The 14,768-nt window shown below is 70.9% G+C and carries 9 protein-coding genes; 2 read left to right on the forward strand and 7 right to left on the reverse strand.

Going from position 1 to position 14,768, the window contains the following annotated elements:
• Positions 1–337: 337 nt before the first annotated feature.
• Complete coding sequence (locus FREUN1FDRAFT_RS09520; protein ID WP_006539801.1) at positions 338–3,811, forward strand: UvrD-helicase domain-containing protein; 3,474 nt, start codon at positions 338–340, stop codon at positions 3,809–3,811.
• A 30-nt stretch (positions 3,812–3,841) separates the two neighbouring features.
• Here FREUN1FDRAFT_RS09520 and FREUN1FDRAFT_RS09525 read toward each other — a convergent pair whose 3' ends face one another.
• From FREUN1FDRAFT_RS09525 to FREUN1FDRAFT_RS09540, 4 genes are all read right to left on the reverse strand, one after another.
• Positions 3,842–4,615, reverse strand: a complete 774-nt coding sequence (locus tag FREUN1FDRAFT_RS09525) for a MerR family transcriptional regulator (protein WP_006539802.1) — start codon at positions 4,613–4,615, stop codon at positions 3,842–3,844.
• Positions 4,616–4,638: 23 nt separating this feature from the next.
• Positions 4,639–5,451: an ABC transporter permease gene (locus FREUN1FDRAFT_RS09530; RefSeq protein ID WP_006539803.1), complete on the reverse strand. Its 813-nt coding sequence runs from the start codon at positions 5,449–5,451 to the stop codon at positions 4,639–4,641.
• Complete coding sequence (locus tag FREUN1FDRAFT_RS09535; RefSeq protein WP_006539804.1) at positions 5,448–6,407, reverse strand: ABC transporter ATP-binding protein; 960 nt, start codon at positions 6,405–6,407, stop codon at positions 5,448–5,450. Before FREUN1FDRAFT_RS09535 ends, FREUN1FDRAFT_RS09530 begins: the two co-directional genes overlap by 4 nt.
• Positions 6,408–6,557: 150 nt before the next feature.
• On the reverse strand, positions 6,558–7,919 hold the full coding sequence (locus tag FREUN1FDRAFT_RS09540) for a pyridoxal phosphate-dependent aminotransferase family protein (protein WP_006539805.1): 1,362 nt from the start codon (positions 7,917–7,919) through the stop codon (positions 6,558–6,560).
• A 678-nt stretch (positions 7,920–8,597) separates the two neighbouring features.
• Between FREUN1FDRAFT_RS09540 and FREUN1FDRAFT_RS09545 the strand changes: the two genes are divergently transcribed.
• Entirely contained in the window at positions 8,598–9,335 is a 738-nt protein-coding gene (locus FREUN1FDRAFT_RS09545; RefSeq protein ID WP_035951143.1) for a class I SAM-dependent methyltransferase, read from the forward strand.
• Between the two features lie 201 nt (positions 9,336–9,536).
• On the opposite strand, the gene FREUN1FDRAFT_RS09550 is transcribed toward FREUN1FDRAFT_RS09545, so the two are convergent.
• The 3 genes from FREUN1FDRAFT_RS09550 to FREUN1FDRAFT_RS09560 form a co-directional block, all read right to left on the reverse strand.
• A complete protein-coding gene (locus tag FREUN1FDRAFT_RS09550; protein WP_006539807.1) occupies positions 9,537–10,814 on the reverse strand; it encodes an ABC transporter substrate-binding protein in 1,278 nt (425 codons plus the stop codon).
• A 649-nt stretch (positions 10,815–11,463) separates the two neighbouring features.
• The gene (aat, locus tag FREUN1FDRAFT_RS09555) at positions 11,464–12,342 is read right to left on the reverse strand and encodes a leucyl/phenylalanyl-tRNA--protein transferase (RefSeq protein WP_006539808.1); all 879 of its coding nucleotides are present in this window, start codon (positions 12,340–12,342) and stop codon (positions 11,464–11,466) included.
• On the reverse strand, positions 12,336–14,642 hold the full coding sequence (locus FREUN1FDRAFT_RS09560; protein WP_369809779.1) for a putative bifunctional diguanylate cyclase/phosphodiesterase: 2,307 nt from the start codon (positions 14,640–14,642) through the stop codon (positions 12,336–12,338). The genes aat and FREUN1FDRAFT_RS09560 overlap by 7 nt, the downstream gene beginning before the upstream one ends.
• Positions 14,643–14,768: the final 126 nt, after the last annotated feature.

The following is a 14,768-nucleotide window of genomic DNA, read 5'->3' on the forward strand; positions in this document are numbered from 1 at the left end:
ACTCGTGACGGGGCGTCGCGAACGCCCTGTTCCGATCGTTCCGGGACCGGAACACCCGATACCAGAACTAGTGCAAGCCTCCCGGACGAACCAGGACGGTGGCGCCGCGACCCACTGTTTGCGGCACTCGTCCGTATGCGGAGTTGGCCCAGGGGGTGTAGCGGCTGAAATCGATGGCCCGGCGGTGGCCGGCCGTCGTGGGCGGAAGTCGCCTGCGGCTGGGCATGGTTGGCCGTGGTCGGTCCGTGGTCGGGTGCGGGATTCTGCGTGTTCGGTGGGGTGTCCACCGGCGTGCCGCTGCCCGGCCCGAAGGTGGGATGCGACAACATACGCATCCGTGAGGTCACGGTTCTTTGCCGACACCCACGTGCACTCCAGGTACTCGCGGGCCTGCAGCCGCGACTGCGACCTGGAGCATCTGGCGTGGTGGGCGGCCAGAAAAGGCATCCGCGTCGTCGGCACCGGCGACTTCACCCATCCGGCGTGGTCGCAGGAGCTGGCGACCAAGCTGGTGCCGGCGGAGCCGGGGCTCTTCCGGCTGCGCCCCGATCTGGAGCGCGACGTGCTCGCGACGCTGCCGGCCTCGTGCCGGACGGCGACGCGATTCATGATCTCCACTGAGATCTCCACGATCTACAAGCGTGGTGAGCGCACCAGAAAGGTCCATCACCTCCTCTACGCACCCGATCGGGAGTCGGCCGGTCGGATCACGTCCGCACTGGCCCGAATCGGCAATCTGGCCGCCGACGGACGCCCGATTCTCGGCCTGGACTCCCGCGACCTGCTGGAGACAACGCTCGCCGCGGGCGATGGCTGCTACCTCGTCCCCGCCCACGTGTGGACCCCGTGGTTCGCCGTTCTCGGCTCGAAGTCGGGGTTCGACGCGGTCGAGGACTGCTACGCCGATCTCGCCGACCACGTCTTCGCGCTGGAGACCGGGCTCTCGGCCGACCCGGAGATGTTCTGGCGGATCTCCGGGCTGGACCGGTACCGGCTCGTCAGCAACTCCGACGCGCATTCGCCGCCGATGCTCGGCCGCGAGGCGACGGCCTTCACCTGCGATCCGGACTACTTCTCGATTCTCGCCGCGCTGCGCACCGGGGACGGTTTCGGCGGCACCGTCGAGTTCTTCCCCGAGGAGGGGAAGTACCACCACGACGGGCACCGCAAGTGCGGGGTCGCACTGACCCCGGAGCAGACCCGTGAGCTCGGCGGGCTCTGCCCGGAGTGCGGCCGCGGGCTGACCGTCGGCGTGCTGAACCGGGTCGACACGCTGGCCGACCGGACCGAGTCCACCCGCCCCGAGACCGCGGGGGACGTCACCTCGCTCGTCGCGCTGCCGGAGATCGTCGGCGAGATCCTCGGTGTCGGCCCGAAGAGCAAGGCGGTCGCCTCCCAGGTGACGACGCTGGTCTCGCGGCTGGGCCCGGAGCTGGGCATCCTCTCGGACGTCCCGCTCGACGCGATCGCCGAGGTCGGCTCACCGACGCTGGTGGAGGGCATCGGGCGCCTGCGCCGGGGCGAGGTGATCCGCCAGGCGGGGTACGACGGTGAGTACGGCGTCATCCGGCTCTTCCAGCCGAACGAGCTGAGCGCGGACGCGGGCACGCTGTTCGACGTGCACCCGACGGCCCCCCGGCCGGCCTCCACCGCCGGTGGCGGCGGCAGCGGCGGCGCCGGCGGTCCGGGTGGACGTAGGGCCCGGGGCTCCGCCCGGCGCAGCGCGCTGGTTCCCGAGGCCGCCACCCCTGTCCCGGAGGCCCCCACCCCTGTCCCGGAGGCGCCAGGACCCGTCCCGGATGTCCTCGGCTCGGAACCGGGCGGACCCGGCTCTGGCTCCGGCTCCGCGCCGGATGCCGCTCCTGGCGACCGTTCCGTCCTCGACGGCCTGGATCCGGACCAGCGGCGCGCGGCGGAGCAGGTCGGTGGGCCGATGCTGGTCCTCGCCGGTCCCGGCACGGGCAAGACCCGCACGCTGGTGCACGCCATCGCGTACCGGGTGCGGGAGCTTGCGGTGCCCGCCGAGCAGTGCCTCGCCGTGACCTTCACCCGCCGGGCCGCCGGTGAGCTGCGGGAGCGTCTCGACCTGCTGCTCGGCACGGACACGGCCGGGTCCGTGGCCGGATCCACGGCCGGCTCCGCGGTGACCGCGACGACGTTCCACGGCCTCGGCCTCGCGATCATCCGCGAGCGGCACGAGGCGCTCGCGCGGGCCGCCGAGGTGCGGGTGGCCGACGACGCCGTCCGCGACGAACTGGTGGACGAGGCCCTGCACGGTGCCGAGAGCCCGCAGGCCCGGCGCCGGGTCGTTGCCGAGCTGGCCGACCTCAAACGGCGGCGCGCGTTGGGCCGGTCCTACCGGGACCATCCGTCGGCCGGGGTGCTCGCGCGCTACGACGCCGCGCTGCGCGACCGTAACATGGTCGACCTGGACGATCTGGTGACCCTCCCGCTCGGGCTGCTGAGGTCGTCCCCCGAGCTGGCCCGGGAGTACCAGCGGCGCTGGCGGCACGTCTGGGTCGACGAGTTCCAGGACATCGACGAGGTGCAGTACGGGCTGCTGCGGGAGCTGTGCCCGCCCGACGGCGACCTGTGCGCGATCGGTGACCCGGACCAGGCCATCTACAGCTTCCGCGGCGCCGAGGTCGGCTTCTTCCTGCGGTTCGAGCAGGACCGTCCGGGCGCTCGCCGGGTCTCGCTGACCCGCAACTACCGGTCGACGCCGACGATCGTCGGGGCCGCGCTGGACGCGATCGCGCCCAGCACGTTCGTCCCCGACCGGGAGCTGCGCGCGGTCACCGGCCAGGACACCGACGGTCCCGTCGTGATCCGGCCGTGCGGGAGCGAGGCGGAGGAGGCGATCGCCGTCGTCGACCTCATCGAGGAGGCGCTGGGCGGCACCTCGTTCCACTCCCTCGACTCCGGTGCGGTGGACGGATCGGAGCGGGGCAAGCTGTCCTTCGCCGACATCGCGGTGCTGTACCGCACGGCCCGCCAGGCCGAGCCCGTGGTCGACGCGCTGCTGCGCCGGGGGTTTCCGTTCCGCCAGCACGGCCACACCCCGCTCGCGGAGCTGCCCGCGGTGGGGGCCCTGCTCGCGGACCTGCGGGAGCGGGCCGGCGAACCGCCGCGCTCCGTGTCGACCTCCCTGCGGGACGCCGCCGCGCGGCTGACCGATCTCGCGGCCGGTTCGGACACCGCTCTGGGGGCGGTCCTGCGCTCCGAAGCCGCCGACGGCGGCGGCGGTCGGTCGCCCGGTGCGGCGGAGCTACGCCGGGCGGTGGAGCTCCTGGCCCCGGCGGCCGCGGCCGCGGGAACAGATCTCGGCTCCTTCCTCACCGCGGTCGCGCTGGGGACGGAGGTCGACGACCTGGATCCCCGGGCGGACCGGATCTCCCTGCTCACGCTGCACGCGTCCAAAGGGCTGGAGTTCGGGCTCGTCATCATCGTCGGCTGCGAGGACGGGCTGCTGCCGTTGCGCTGGGGCGGGCCGGTGCCCGCCGCAGGGACCACCTCCACCGCCGCAGGGCCTACCGCCGCAGGGGCGACCGCTGCCGCTGCCGTGGCCGCGGCAGCCGAGGCGGAGGCGGAGGAGCGACGACTGCTGTTCGTGGGTATCACCCGGGCGCGCACCCAGCTCGTTCTCACCCACGCCACGCGACGTCGCCGCGGCGGAGAGGTCGTCCAGACCGGGCCCTCGCCGTTCCTCTCCGCCATCGACGGGCGGTACCTGGAGAAGCGGACCGGATCGGCGCCGTCCGCCGCGCAGGTCCGCCGCAGGTCGGAGGGCCGGCAGCTCCGACTGATCTGACGTCGGCCTGATCTGACGTCGGCCCGCGTGCTACCGCGGCTGGATTCGCTCGATCTTGGTCCAGCCGCGCCAGCCGCGTTCCTCGAGCTGTTTGAGGAGCCTGCGTGCGATCGGCACCGACTCGAGGAAGACGGAGTCGAGGAGCTCCGCGAGATCGTCGGTGATCTCCCAGTCGCGGTTCTCCGCATCCGTCTCCGTGGTGTCGGCGGCCTCGAAGGAGGCGACGAGCCGGTCTCCCAGGGCCGCCACCCGCGGGTCGTCGGCATCCCAGTCGATCACCATGGCGAGATCGCGGTAGAGCGCGACGATCGCCGGGTCGTCGAGCTGCTGCCGCTTCAGCTTCATGAGGAGCGGCATGCGGTCCGGGAGCTGGGCGGCGACCAGGATCCAGGCGTCCCGCTCGCCCGCGATCATCAGCTCCGGAAGTCCGAGCTCGCGCAGCCGGTCGAGGTAGGCCACCGCCTCCGGCGGAAGGGCCAGGCTGTCGCCGGCAGCCAGCGCCGCGATCCGCTCGCGGTGGCGTTGCCGCTCCCTGATCTCCGCGCGTAGGCGCCGGTCGATGTCGGTGACAGCGGCGCCGAACTCCTCCTCGCCCGCGTCCAGCAGCTCCCGGACGCGCGCGAGCGGTACTCCGGCGTTGGCCAGGGTGCGGATCTTGATGAGCTCGACGACGGCGCGGGCGTCGTAGCGCCGGTAGCCGGCGTGGTCGCGTTCCGGCTCCGGCAGCAGACCCCTGGCGTGATAGTGCCGCACCGCGCGCACGGTGACGCCCGCGTACGACGCCAGCTGGCTGATCGTGAGCACCGTGCCAGTCTCCTCTTTCTCGCCTATTTCACGGGCACGCGCAGGAACAGGCGACGTGACCACAGGAAGCCGAGCAGTGCGATCAGGGCGCACCAGCCGATCGCGAGCCACAGGTCGGAGCCTGCCGACGTACCCGTGACCAGGGCGCGCAGGGTGTCGATCATCGGGGTGAACGGCTGATGCTCCGCGAACTGGCGCAACCCGGTGGGCATCGCGTCGGTCGGCACGAAGCCGCTGCTGATGAACGGCAGGATCACCAGGAACAACGGCGTGTTGCTGGCTGTCTCGACGCTGTCCGCCGCCAGGCCCATGCCGACGGTCAGCCAGGTGAGCGCGAACGAGACACCGACCAGCAGCCCGATCGCGCCGAGCCAGTCGAGCGGGCCGGCGTCGGAGCGGAACCCGAGCCCGAACGCGACCGCCGCCACGATCACCACGGCGAAACCGGTCCTGATGACGGCGCCCAGCACATGGCCGGTGAGCACCGAAACCCGGGCGATGTTCATCGTGCGGAACCGGGCGATGATCCCGGTGGTCATGTCGGTCGCGGTCGAGATCGCGGTGCCGAGCGCGATGCTGGTGACGGTCATGAACAGGATGCCCGGCGTGATGAACTCCAGGTAGTCGCCGCGGTCCCCGGCGCCGGCCCGGCCCACCACGCCCTCGGGGCCCGGCAGGCCGGCGCCCAGGGTCCCGCCGAACACGTACACGAACAGCAGCAGGAACACGATCGGCTGCGCGACCAGCATGATCGACAGCGAGGGGTAGCGGCGGATGTGCACCAGGTTGCGCCGCAGCATCGTCGCCGAGTCCCGGACGGCGTAGGCGGTGCTCATGCGGGGATCCCCTCTGCGGTGGGCGCTGCCGCGGCCGTGCGGCCGGTGAGCGCGAGAAACACGTCGTCGAGGTCGGCGGACTGGACCGTGAGGCCGGCGACGGCGTCGTCGTCGAGGCCGGCGAGCAGGCGGCGCAGCCCGGCGACGCTGCCGTCGCCCGGCACCTGCAGGGTGAGCGCCTCGACGTTGGACGAGGCCTGCGGATGCGCGGCCGCCGCGGCGGCCAGCCCCGCGGCGTCGGTGAACTGCACCGTCACGTGCCCACCGGGCACCCGCCGCTTCAGCTCGGCGGCCGTACCCTCGGCGACGAGGCGGCCACCGTCGAGCACTCCGATCCGGTCGGCGAGCTGGTCGGCCTCGTCGAGGTACTGCGTCGTCAGCAGCACCGTCACGCCGTCGGCGACCTGCTCGCGCACGATCGCCCACAGGTCGCGCCGGCTGCGCGGGTCGAGGCCGGCCGTCGGCTCGTCGAGGAAGATCAGTCGGGGCCGGGCGATGAGCGTCATCGCCAGGTCGAGGCGACGCTTCATGCCGCCCGAGTAGGTCTGCGCCCGCCGGTCGGCCGCGGCGACGAGGTCGAACCGCTCCAGCAGCACCGTCACCGCGGCGGTCGCGGTCGCCCGCTCCAGGTGGGCGAGCTCGGCCATCAGCCGCAGGTTCTCACGCCCGGTGAGCAACTCGTCGATCGCGGAGAACTGCCCGGTCACACCGATCGTGGCACGCACCCCGGCAGGCTCGCGCCGGACGTCGAAGCCGCCGACACGGATCTCGCCGCCATCCGGGGCCAGCAGGGTGGAGAGGATGTTGACGATGGTCGTCTTACCGGCACCGTTGGGCCCGAGGAGCGCGTAGACGGAGCCCTGCGGAACGGTCAGGTCGACGCCGTTGAGCACAGCGTGTTGCCCGTAGGACTTGGTAAGCCCGGAAACCTCGATCGCGGGCCTGATGGCGGTCATGGGGCCATGCTGGAGGCCTGACGCAGGGTCAAGGTCAAGCCTGCGCCCGGAAAGAAATCAGTGAGCCTTTTCCATCTCGCGATGCGCGGCTGGCAGGCCGCGAGTCCGAGTCGACGATGGAAGAGGCTCAGTCCAGGCGGCGCAGGGGAATCAGTCCAGGCGGCGCAGGGGAAAACGCCGGGCCGCGTCGCTCAGGACGTCCAGGAGCGTGTCGATTTCGGCCTCGGTGTTCGCGGCGGTCACCTGGACCCGCACGCCGACCTGGTCCCGGGGCACCAGCGGGAACGGCGCCACCGTGACGTAGATGCCCCGTTCGAAGAGGAACGCGCCGAGTGCGTCCGCGTCGTCGGGGCCGGGGTCGGTGAGCGGAATCTCGATGATCGGATGGCCGGAGCTGTTCAGGGTGGCCAGCCCGAGCGAGCGGATCCCGGCCAGCGCCCGGGCGGTCAGGGTGTGCAGGGCCAGCCTGGCCTGTTCGCCGCGCTCGGCGTTGACCCGTAGCCCGACCTGCGCGGTCGCCAGCGACGCGACCGGCGGCGGGCCGGAGAAGATGTACGGGTTGGCCATGGTCTTCAGGTAGTCCTTCAGCTCGGTCGGGCAGGTCGCGAAGGCGAGCAGCGAGGAATACGACTTCGAGAAGCCGCCGACCATGACGACGTCGTCGTAGGACTGCCCGAGATGGCGGACGACGCCGTTCCCGCGCAGCCCGTACGGAGTGGGCTCCGCCGGGGAGCGCTCGCCGATGACGCCGAACCCGTGCGCGTCATCGATGTAGACGACGGCTTCATGCGACCGGGCGACGGCGAGAATCTCGGCCAGCTGTGGCCCGTTGCCCGTCATGCTGTTCACGCCGTCGATTGCGATGACCCGGGGGAAGAGCCGGCACGCGCGCAGCGCGCGGTCCAGCCGGTCCAGCCGGGCCTCCCGGAAGCGGCGCACGGTGGCGCCTCGGCCCGACGCCATCGCCGCCCCGTCGTGCACGGAGCTGTGGGCATGCACCTCGACGAAGAGGGCACCCTGGCCGACAAGCGCGGGCAGCACGGACAGATGTATGTGGCTGATCGTCGGCAGCAGCAGGGTGTCGGGCGCGCCGAGAAGCTCGGAGAGGCTCTGCTCGATCTCGGTGAACAGCCGCGGATTGGCGATGATCCGGGACCAGCTGGGGTGTGTTCCCCAACGGTCGAGATACTCCGGCACGGCTTCGATGATTTCGCGGTCCAGATCGAAACCCAGATAGTTGCAGGACGCGAAGTCGATCAGCCATCGGCCGTCGATGCGAATGCGTCGCCCCGCGATCTCGTCGACCCGCGAGTCGTAGAACGGTGACTGGCGGCGCATCCGGGCCATTTCCGCCATGACACCGTAGGGACGGGCCAGCACGTGGCGAAGACCTGCGCCGTCGGCCTGCCGGGCCGGCGCCACGGCCTGCGCCGCGAGCCGCGGATCGTCGGCGGTGGCCGTGGCGCGGATCGACTCGGCTCCGGCCGGGGCGGAATCCGAGATCTGGGTCACTCGGACCAGCTTTCGTTCTGCGGGTGACGCAGAGCCGTCGGGGTCATCGCCGGCACCGACCTTTCGGGACGCCCGAAAGTCCGGTCTCCGGGCATGGGAAACGAGAAAAACCGACGAAAGGCTGCCCGAGTCGTCGGGAAGTCAGGTGAGGGTGACGCTTGACGAAGAGCCAAGGAAGAACATAGCGGGTCGAACCGGTGCCTTCCACCGCTTTCATGTTTTCTTGGGCGCTATCGCGGGGGCGGCGCGGGGCGTCCCACGACGACCGGCGCCCCGGGCGGTCTCCGGGCCCTCTCCGGGTGTCCGTGGGGTGGCCTCCTGCGGGCATTCGGGCCCGCCCCGGCCACCTCGTCCGGCTGGTCCGCGGGCACTCGTCCGGCTGGTGTGCAGGCACTCGTCCGGCTGGTCCGCGGGCACTCGTCCGGCTGGTGTGCAGGCAGCGCAACGACCGGCCGAACGGCAGGGCGAACGAGGGCACCGGATCGGGCCGCGTGCCGACCCGCGGCGGGCCCGTCGGCGCCCGCCGCGGGAGCAGGCCTTTCGACGCGGCCACAGGAAACAACCCGGCGCGGCAGTGGTGTTATCGTGCCCGGCATGTCCGAGACCGTGTCCGCTTCGAACAGCCCGTCGTCGAGCGCGCCGGCTTCGGCCAGGCCCGCGCATGAGGGCCCGCCGCCCATCCGTGACCTCCCGTACGCGGGCTTCGGCCTGAACAGGTCGGTCACGCTCTTCAAGGCTCACCGCAAGGAGCCGGTCGACCCGGCCGGGTTCTATTCGCTCATCGCGGCCGACTCCGTCCGCCAGCTGGAGCGGTACACCTCCCTGGCCGGCCAGCTGGTGCTCGACGTCGGCGGCGGCCCGGGTTACTTCCGGTCCGCCTTCCTGGACGCGGGCGCCCGGTATTACTGGGTTGAGCCCGACGTCTCCGAGATGGAGGCCGGCGGCATCGACGTTCCGGGGCGAGTCCGCGGCAGCGCGCTCGAACTGCCGTTCCGCTCCGACTCGATCGACCTCTGCTACAGCTCGAACGTCCTTGAGCATGTGCCCGACCCGTGGCGGATGTGCTCGGAGCTGGTGCGGGTCACCCAGCCCGGTGGGCTCATCTTCCTCAGCTACACCAACTGGCTCTCCCCGTGGGGCGGCCACGAGACCGCGCCGTGGCACTACCTCGGGGGCCACCGGGCCGCCGAGCGGTTCCGCAAGCGTGAGGGCAAGGCACCGAAGAACCGGTTCGGCGAGACCCTGTTCCCGGTTTCCGTCGCCGGCACCCTCGCCTGGGCACGCCAGCGCAACGACGTCGTGGTCGTCGACGCGATGCCGCGCTATCTGCCGGACTGGGCGAAGGTCATCCTCCGCGTCCCCGGCGCCCGCGAGGTCGTCACCTGGAACCTCGCGATGGTCCTGCGCAAGGTTTAGCGCAGCGTCGTCTGGCTCAGCGTCTCAGCAGGGCCTCGCCGTCGACCGGGAGCAGCACCCGCCCGAAGTGCCCGCCCGAAGTGCCCGCCCGAAGTGCCCGCCCGAAGTGTGGAGGATTTCGGTCGTTCCGACGACCGAGATCCTCCACACTTGTCTGGCAGCAAAGCCAGGTGTGGCGGGCGGCCAGCGGCCGCGGCCAGCTCAGTGGTCGAGGCGCTGGCCGCACCACAGGGAGGCGTTCTGGGCGCCGGGCGCCTCGTTGCGGACGATGTCGTAGCCGGTGCCCGCGTTGTTGACCTGTACGAAGCTGTAGCAGCTGCTGATCTTGCCGAAGTCGTTGCGGAAGTCCACGTCGCCGGCCAGCAGGCCGGAGGCGTTGTAGCCCTTGGACCCGCGCAGGGTGTCGATGAAACCGGTGCGGGTCGGGCAGGGGCCGGCGAGTTCGAGCCCGTGCACGAAGACGTCCGTGAGGATGTAGGACACCAGCGCGAGTTCCTGGTCGGGCCGGTCCAGCTGGGGCGCGAACTCGCTCATCGCGTTCAGGTAGATCTGCTGTGACGGGGTGCGTGCCTCGAAGGGCACGTAGTTGACGAAGGTGCTCAGGCCGGCCAGCGCGTTGCCCTGCCGGGCCAGCAGGCTCGGGTCGTAGCCGTTGGCGGCGAGCATGACTCTCGGCCTCAGTTCGATCCGCTGCCCCGCCCGCATGATGTCGGCGAGCTCGTCACTGGAGATGGGCGCGATGATCGTGTCCGCGCCCGAGGCCTTGAGTTGCTGGGCCATCGCCTCGGGCGTGATCGTGTTCAGGTTCCAGATGAACGGGCCGGGCAGGATTCTGATTCCGGTGGCGACGAGACTATCCACGATCTTGCTGCTGAAGTCCTGCGGGGCGTCACCGATATCGGTCCTGATGACGGCGGCGGTGGTACCTCCCCGTGCTTTCACGTACCGGCCGAAGGTGTCGACGGACGGGCCGCTGCTGAACACGTAGGAGTACGCGAACATGTTCTGGTATTCGGACCACACGCCCTCGGCTGGCAGCCCGGCAACCGGAATATTGAGGTCGTGAAGGTAGTCAGCGCCGCCGGAGGCCGCCGTTGTCGCCTCCACCAGGCCGAAGACCTTTTTCCGATCGATGAGGTCACGGACGACCTCATTATTCGTGGCCGGGCTGGACTCGTCATCCCGCACGGTGGCGACGATGCGCCGGCCGTGGATTCCACCGTCGGCGTTCGCCAGGCCGATGCGTGCGTCGAAGCCGCTGCGCATCGCCGCCAGTGGTTTCGCCAGCGGGCCCGTGTCCGGGACGACGAACCCGATCTGGATCTCGTCGTCCGTCACTCCAGGTGCGATACAGCCGGCCTTCCGTGAGCTGGCGCCGTCGTCGGCGGACCCGACCAGGGAACACCCGGTGAGAGCGATCACGGCGGATGCGACGAGCCCGCCTGCCACTCGTAGCTTCCGGTGGTGACGACGGGCCATCTGTGCTCCTCCGCAGGATGCGATTAGTCAGGATCGGTGGCCTGGGCGGGACCTGGATCCGGATGTCGAACGGGCGTCTTCGAGCCCGTGGCGACCGCGATCCAGGGCACGAAAACAACGTTTCTGGCCAGGAGCTTCGTGATTCTCGTCCTGGGTGATGCGTGCGCGCGGCCTGGTTGTCCTTTTCGGGTACGGGCATGCCGGAGCTGCCCGGGTCTTCTGTTTGGTTGGACGACTTCCGGTCGCCAGGTTCACGGTGAACCGGCGTTCATTTGATGAACCGCCGTTCAATGCCCCTCGTCCATCTCGCGGTCCGAGGCCGGGATGCCGCGGGTCCGAGTCGACGATGGAAGAAGATCAATGCGGTCGATCGATTTCGACCACAATACAGATGGCTGTCGCTTTGTGCATGGAATGCCTTCAGGTGTACTTGTTACGTCAAAGCTGACATCGACTCAGAATTTCGGGGCGCAACGGATGTACCGGCCTATTTCGACTTCGACCTCGACTTCGGCGCGGACCTGATCGATCGCGGCCGGAATCAGAGCGCGTCCCGCGGAATCAGGGCGCGTCCCGGATGCGTACAAGGTGTGCCCCGCGTTTCGGTGGTGCGGGGCGCGGGCTGGCGCGCCGGATGCGTCCGGTTCGCTCAGGCGTCGGCCGGCCGGGGCCGGCTCTGCGGTGGCCTGCGCGGCGGCGCGAGGCGGGAGACAGGCAGGCGGTCGCATTCGAGGCGGATGCGGTCATCACGGACCGCCCGCAGGGTCGCGAGGAACTCCGCGCGCGGAATCTCCTGCACGCCGAGCGTGATCAGGTGCTCGGTGGTGAGCTGCGTGTCGAGGAGCACCCCGCCGGCCTGCCCGAAGCGGTCCAGGAAGTCGACCAGGGCGACCTTCGACGCGTCCGAGGCGCGGTGGAACATGGACTCACCGCAGAAGATCCGCCCGACGAGCACGCCGTACATCCCGCCGACCAGGCGGTCGTCGTCCCAGATCTCGATGCTGTGGGCCCAGCCGCAGGCATGCAGTTCGGCGAAGCCCTCAATGAGGTCCTCGGTTATCCACTGGTGCGGGCCGTCCCGCCGGCAGTGGCGCACGACATCCACGAAGGATTCGTTCATGGTGCTGGTCCAGCTGCTGTTGCGCAGACGTTTGACCAGCGAGCGGCGGACCCGCATCGTGCCGGGCGCGAGCACGGTCCGCGGATCCGGGCACCACCAGGGCGGGTCCAGCAGCTCCGGGTTCCCACCGGCGGTCCGGCGGCGGCGACCGGTCCGCGCGGCCGGGATCCGGGGAATCGCCCCGCGGGCGACGGCCACGCCCAGTGCCGCGCGCAGCTCGTCGGCCTCGGCGGGATCGTCGGTCGGCCACGGGAAGGCCCCCTGGCGGTAGGCCCCGACCAGGGTCGCCGGGGTCATCCCGCCGCCGGCGGCGACCGGCCCGTATGACGGGGCCTGATCCAGGTACCGGGCCAGGATCGGATGGTCCCAGCCCGAGGAGGGCGGTTCGGGGCTCGGTGGGGTCAGCATCGCAGCGGACCCATCGGAGTCGGGGCCGGAGCCGGCGTCGGGGTCAGCTGCTGCGCGCAGTCCTGGTGGCCGAGCGCGGACAGGGTCGCCGTCAGCTCGGTCGCGGGCCGCGGCTGGCCCAGGAAGTAGCCCTGGGCCAGGTCACACCCGTAGCTGCGCAGCTTGGCGAGCACGCTCGCACTGTCCACGCCCTCCACCACGATCCGCAGGCCCAGCGCGTGCGCGAGCCCGATCGTCGACCGCACGATCGCCTCCGCCTTCTGCCGGCGCCGCTCGGACCCGTCCTCCAGCCGTGTGACGAACGACTTGTCCAGCTTCAGGATGTCGACCGGAAGCTCCTGGAGGTACGCGAGCGAGGAGTAGCCCGTGCCGTAGTCGTCGACGGCGATCTTCACCCCGAGCTCGCGCAGCTCGTCCAGCACCGCGGCGGAGCGCACGAGGTCGCGCATCAGCGTCGTCTCGGTGATCTCCACCTCCAGCGCCGAGGGCGGCAGGCCGTACTGGTGCAGCAGCCCGCGGACCTGGTCCGGGAAGGCGCGGTCGAGCAGGTCCGAGGCGGCGAGGTTGACGGCGACCGTCATGTCGACACCGCCGTCCCACCAGCGCCGGCACTGGGCGAGCGCCAGCTCCAGCACCTCGATGGTGAGCTTGCGCATCAGCCCCGCCTGCTCGGCGAGCGGCACGAAGGCGTCCGGTGCCAGCAGGCCCCGGGTCGGGTGCCGCCAGCGGACGAGGGCCTCCACACCGTGCGGGCTCCCGGAGCCGAGATCGACCTTCACCTGGTAGTGGACCTCGATCTGGCCGGTCCCCAGCGCCGCCCGCAGCGACTCGATCATGTCGAGGCGCAGCAGCGTGTCGACCTCCGCGCCGGGCCGGTAGTAGCCGACGCCGGTCCGGCCGGCCTTCGCGCCGTACATGGCGACATCCGCACGTTGGAGCAACGTCTGCGCGTCGAGCGCGTGTTCCGGGTAGAGGGCCGCGCCGATGCTCGCGCCGACGTGCAGGGTCATCCCGCCGACCTCGAACGGGCCCGACAGCGCCTGCAGCACCCGCTCGGCCACCAGTCGGGCGGCGTCGGCATCGGCGTCCTCCAGCAGCACGGCGAACTCGTCTCCGCCGAGGCGAGCCTGTAGATCACCGGGCCGCAGGGCGCCCGAGATGCGGGCGCCGACCTCGATGAGCAGCGCGTCGCCCAGGTGGTGGCCGAACGAGTCGTTGATCTCCTTGAAGCGGTCCAGGTCGAGCAGGAGCAGCGCGGACGAGTCGCCCTGCCCGGAGTTCATCTCCATCTGGGAGAGCCGTTCGAGGAAACCCCGCCGGTTCGTCAGCCCGGTGAGATCGTCGGTGTGGGCCAGCGCCCTGCTCTCGGCGAGCTGCTGGACCTCGATGAAGGTCATCGCGGCGCGGGCGAGCGCGGCGAGCACGGTCGTCGCCGCCAGGATCACCGTCACCAGCGGAAGGTCCACGGTCGATCCGAGCACGAGCAGCGCGATCGCCACGACGCTGAGCACCAGCGGGACGGTGATCACGCTCCAGCCGGACATCCGCGCCGGTCTGCGCCAGGGCTGGCGTTGCCAGGCCGCGAACGCGGGGGTCAGCAGTGACAGCACCCAGACGATGTCCACCAGGCCCCCCTGTGTGTACCCCCCGTTTGCGATCAGGTACAGGACGTAGGAGTCGGCCAGCGCGAAGCCGCCGAGCCCGGTGCCGAGCAGCCACCACACCTGCCCCGGGCGCCAGTCCATCAGCCCGAAGGCGGTGACGACCAGCAGGAGCAGCAGCAGGTCGGCGAGCGGGTAGATGAGCCCGAACACGATGGTCGCGGTGTCACCGGGATCCGCCTCCGAGATCCACGGGGTGATTCCGCTGCACAGCGCGGCCACCCCGAGGACACCGACCAGGGCGTCCAGCCACACGCTCGGGTGAAAGCGAAGGATCCGCTGCCGCAGCAAAAGGATGACCGCGACATAGCAGGCGGGGTAGAAGAGGAGCCATCCGATGTCGGCCGCCGAGACGATGCTGTTCTCACCGCTGCCCGCACCGCCCGTGGGCTCTTCGACCACCAGGCTGAAATAGACGCCGGCGAGGCCGTAGCTGATGATCCCGGCGCCGAACAGTGCCCACGGGGCCCGCGCACCACGCAGCAGCACCGCGCGCAGGATGCACAGCAGACCCGACACGACGATGATGGACGTCCGCAGCGCCAGGACGGCCGGCTCGTCGCCGGAGGTGCCGGCCAGCGTGAGCACCGCGTACAGCCCGGCGGCGAGCAGCAGTGAAAGCTGCGCCAGCCGGATCACGCGGAATCGGCGCGGTGCTGGTGGGGAGACGTTCAACCGCCACTCGCCCGATCTCCGCAAACGGCACGGCTGGTGGCTGGCCTGGACATAGGCCAAATTCTGCTGCACGCGACCTCGTGAGCTGCA

Origin of the sequence: Parafrankia sp. EUN1f, assembly GCF_000177675.1 — a bacterium.
Taxonomy (GTDB): Bacteria; Actinomycetota; Actinomycetes; order Frankiales; family Frankiaceae; genus Parafrankia.

Coding starts and splice junctions, on each gene's coding strand:
- FREUN1FDRAFT_RS09530 (WP_006539803.1), bottom strand. CDS start 5,451: ATGAGCACCGCCTACGCCGTCCGGGACTCGGCGACGATGCTGCGGCGC.
- FREUN1FDRAFT_RS09535 (WP_006539804.1), bottom strand. CDS start 6,407: ATGACCGCCATCAGGCCCGCGATCGAGGTTTCCGGGCTTACCAAGTCC.
- FREUN1FDRAFT_RS09550 (WP_006539807.1), bottom strand. CDS start 10,814: ATGGCCCGTCGTCACCACCGGAAGCTACGAGTGGCAGGCGGGCTCGTC.
- aat (WP_006539808.1), bottom strand. CDS start 12,342: ATGCTGACCCCACCGAGCCCCGAACCGCCCTCCTCGGGCTGGGACCAT.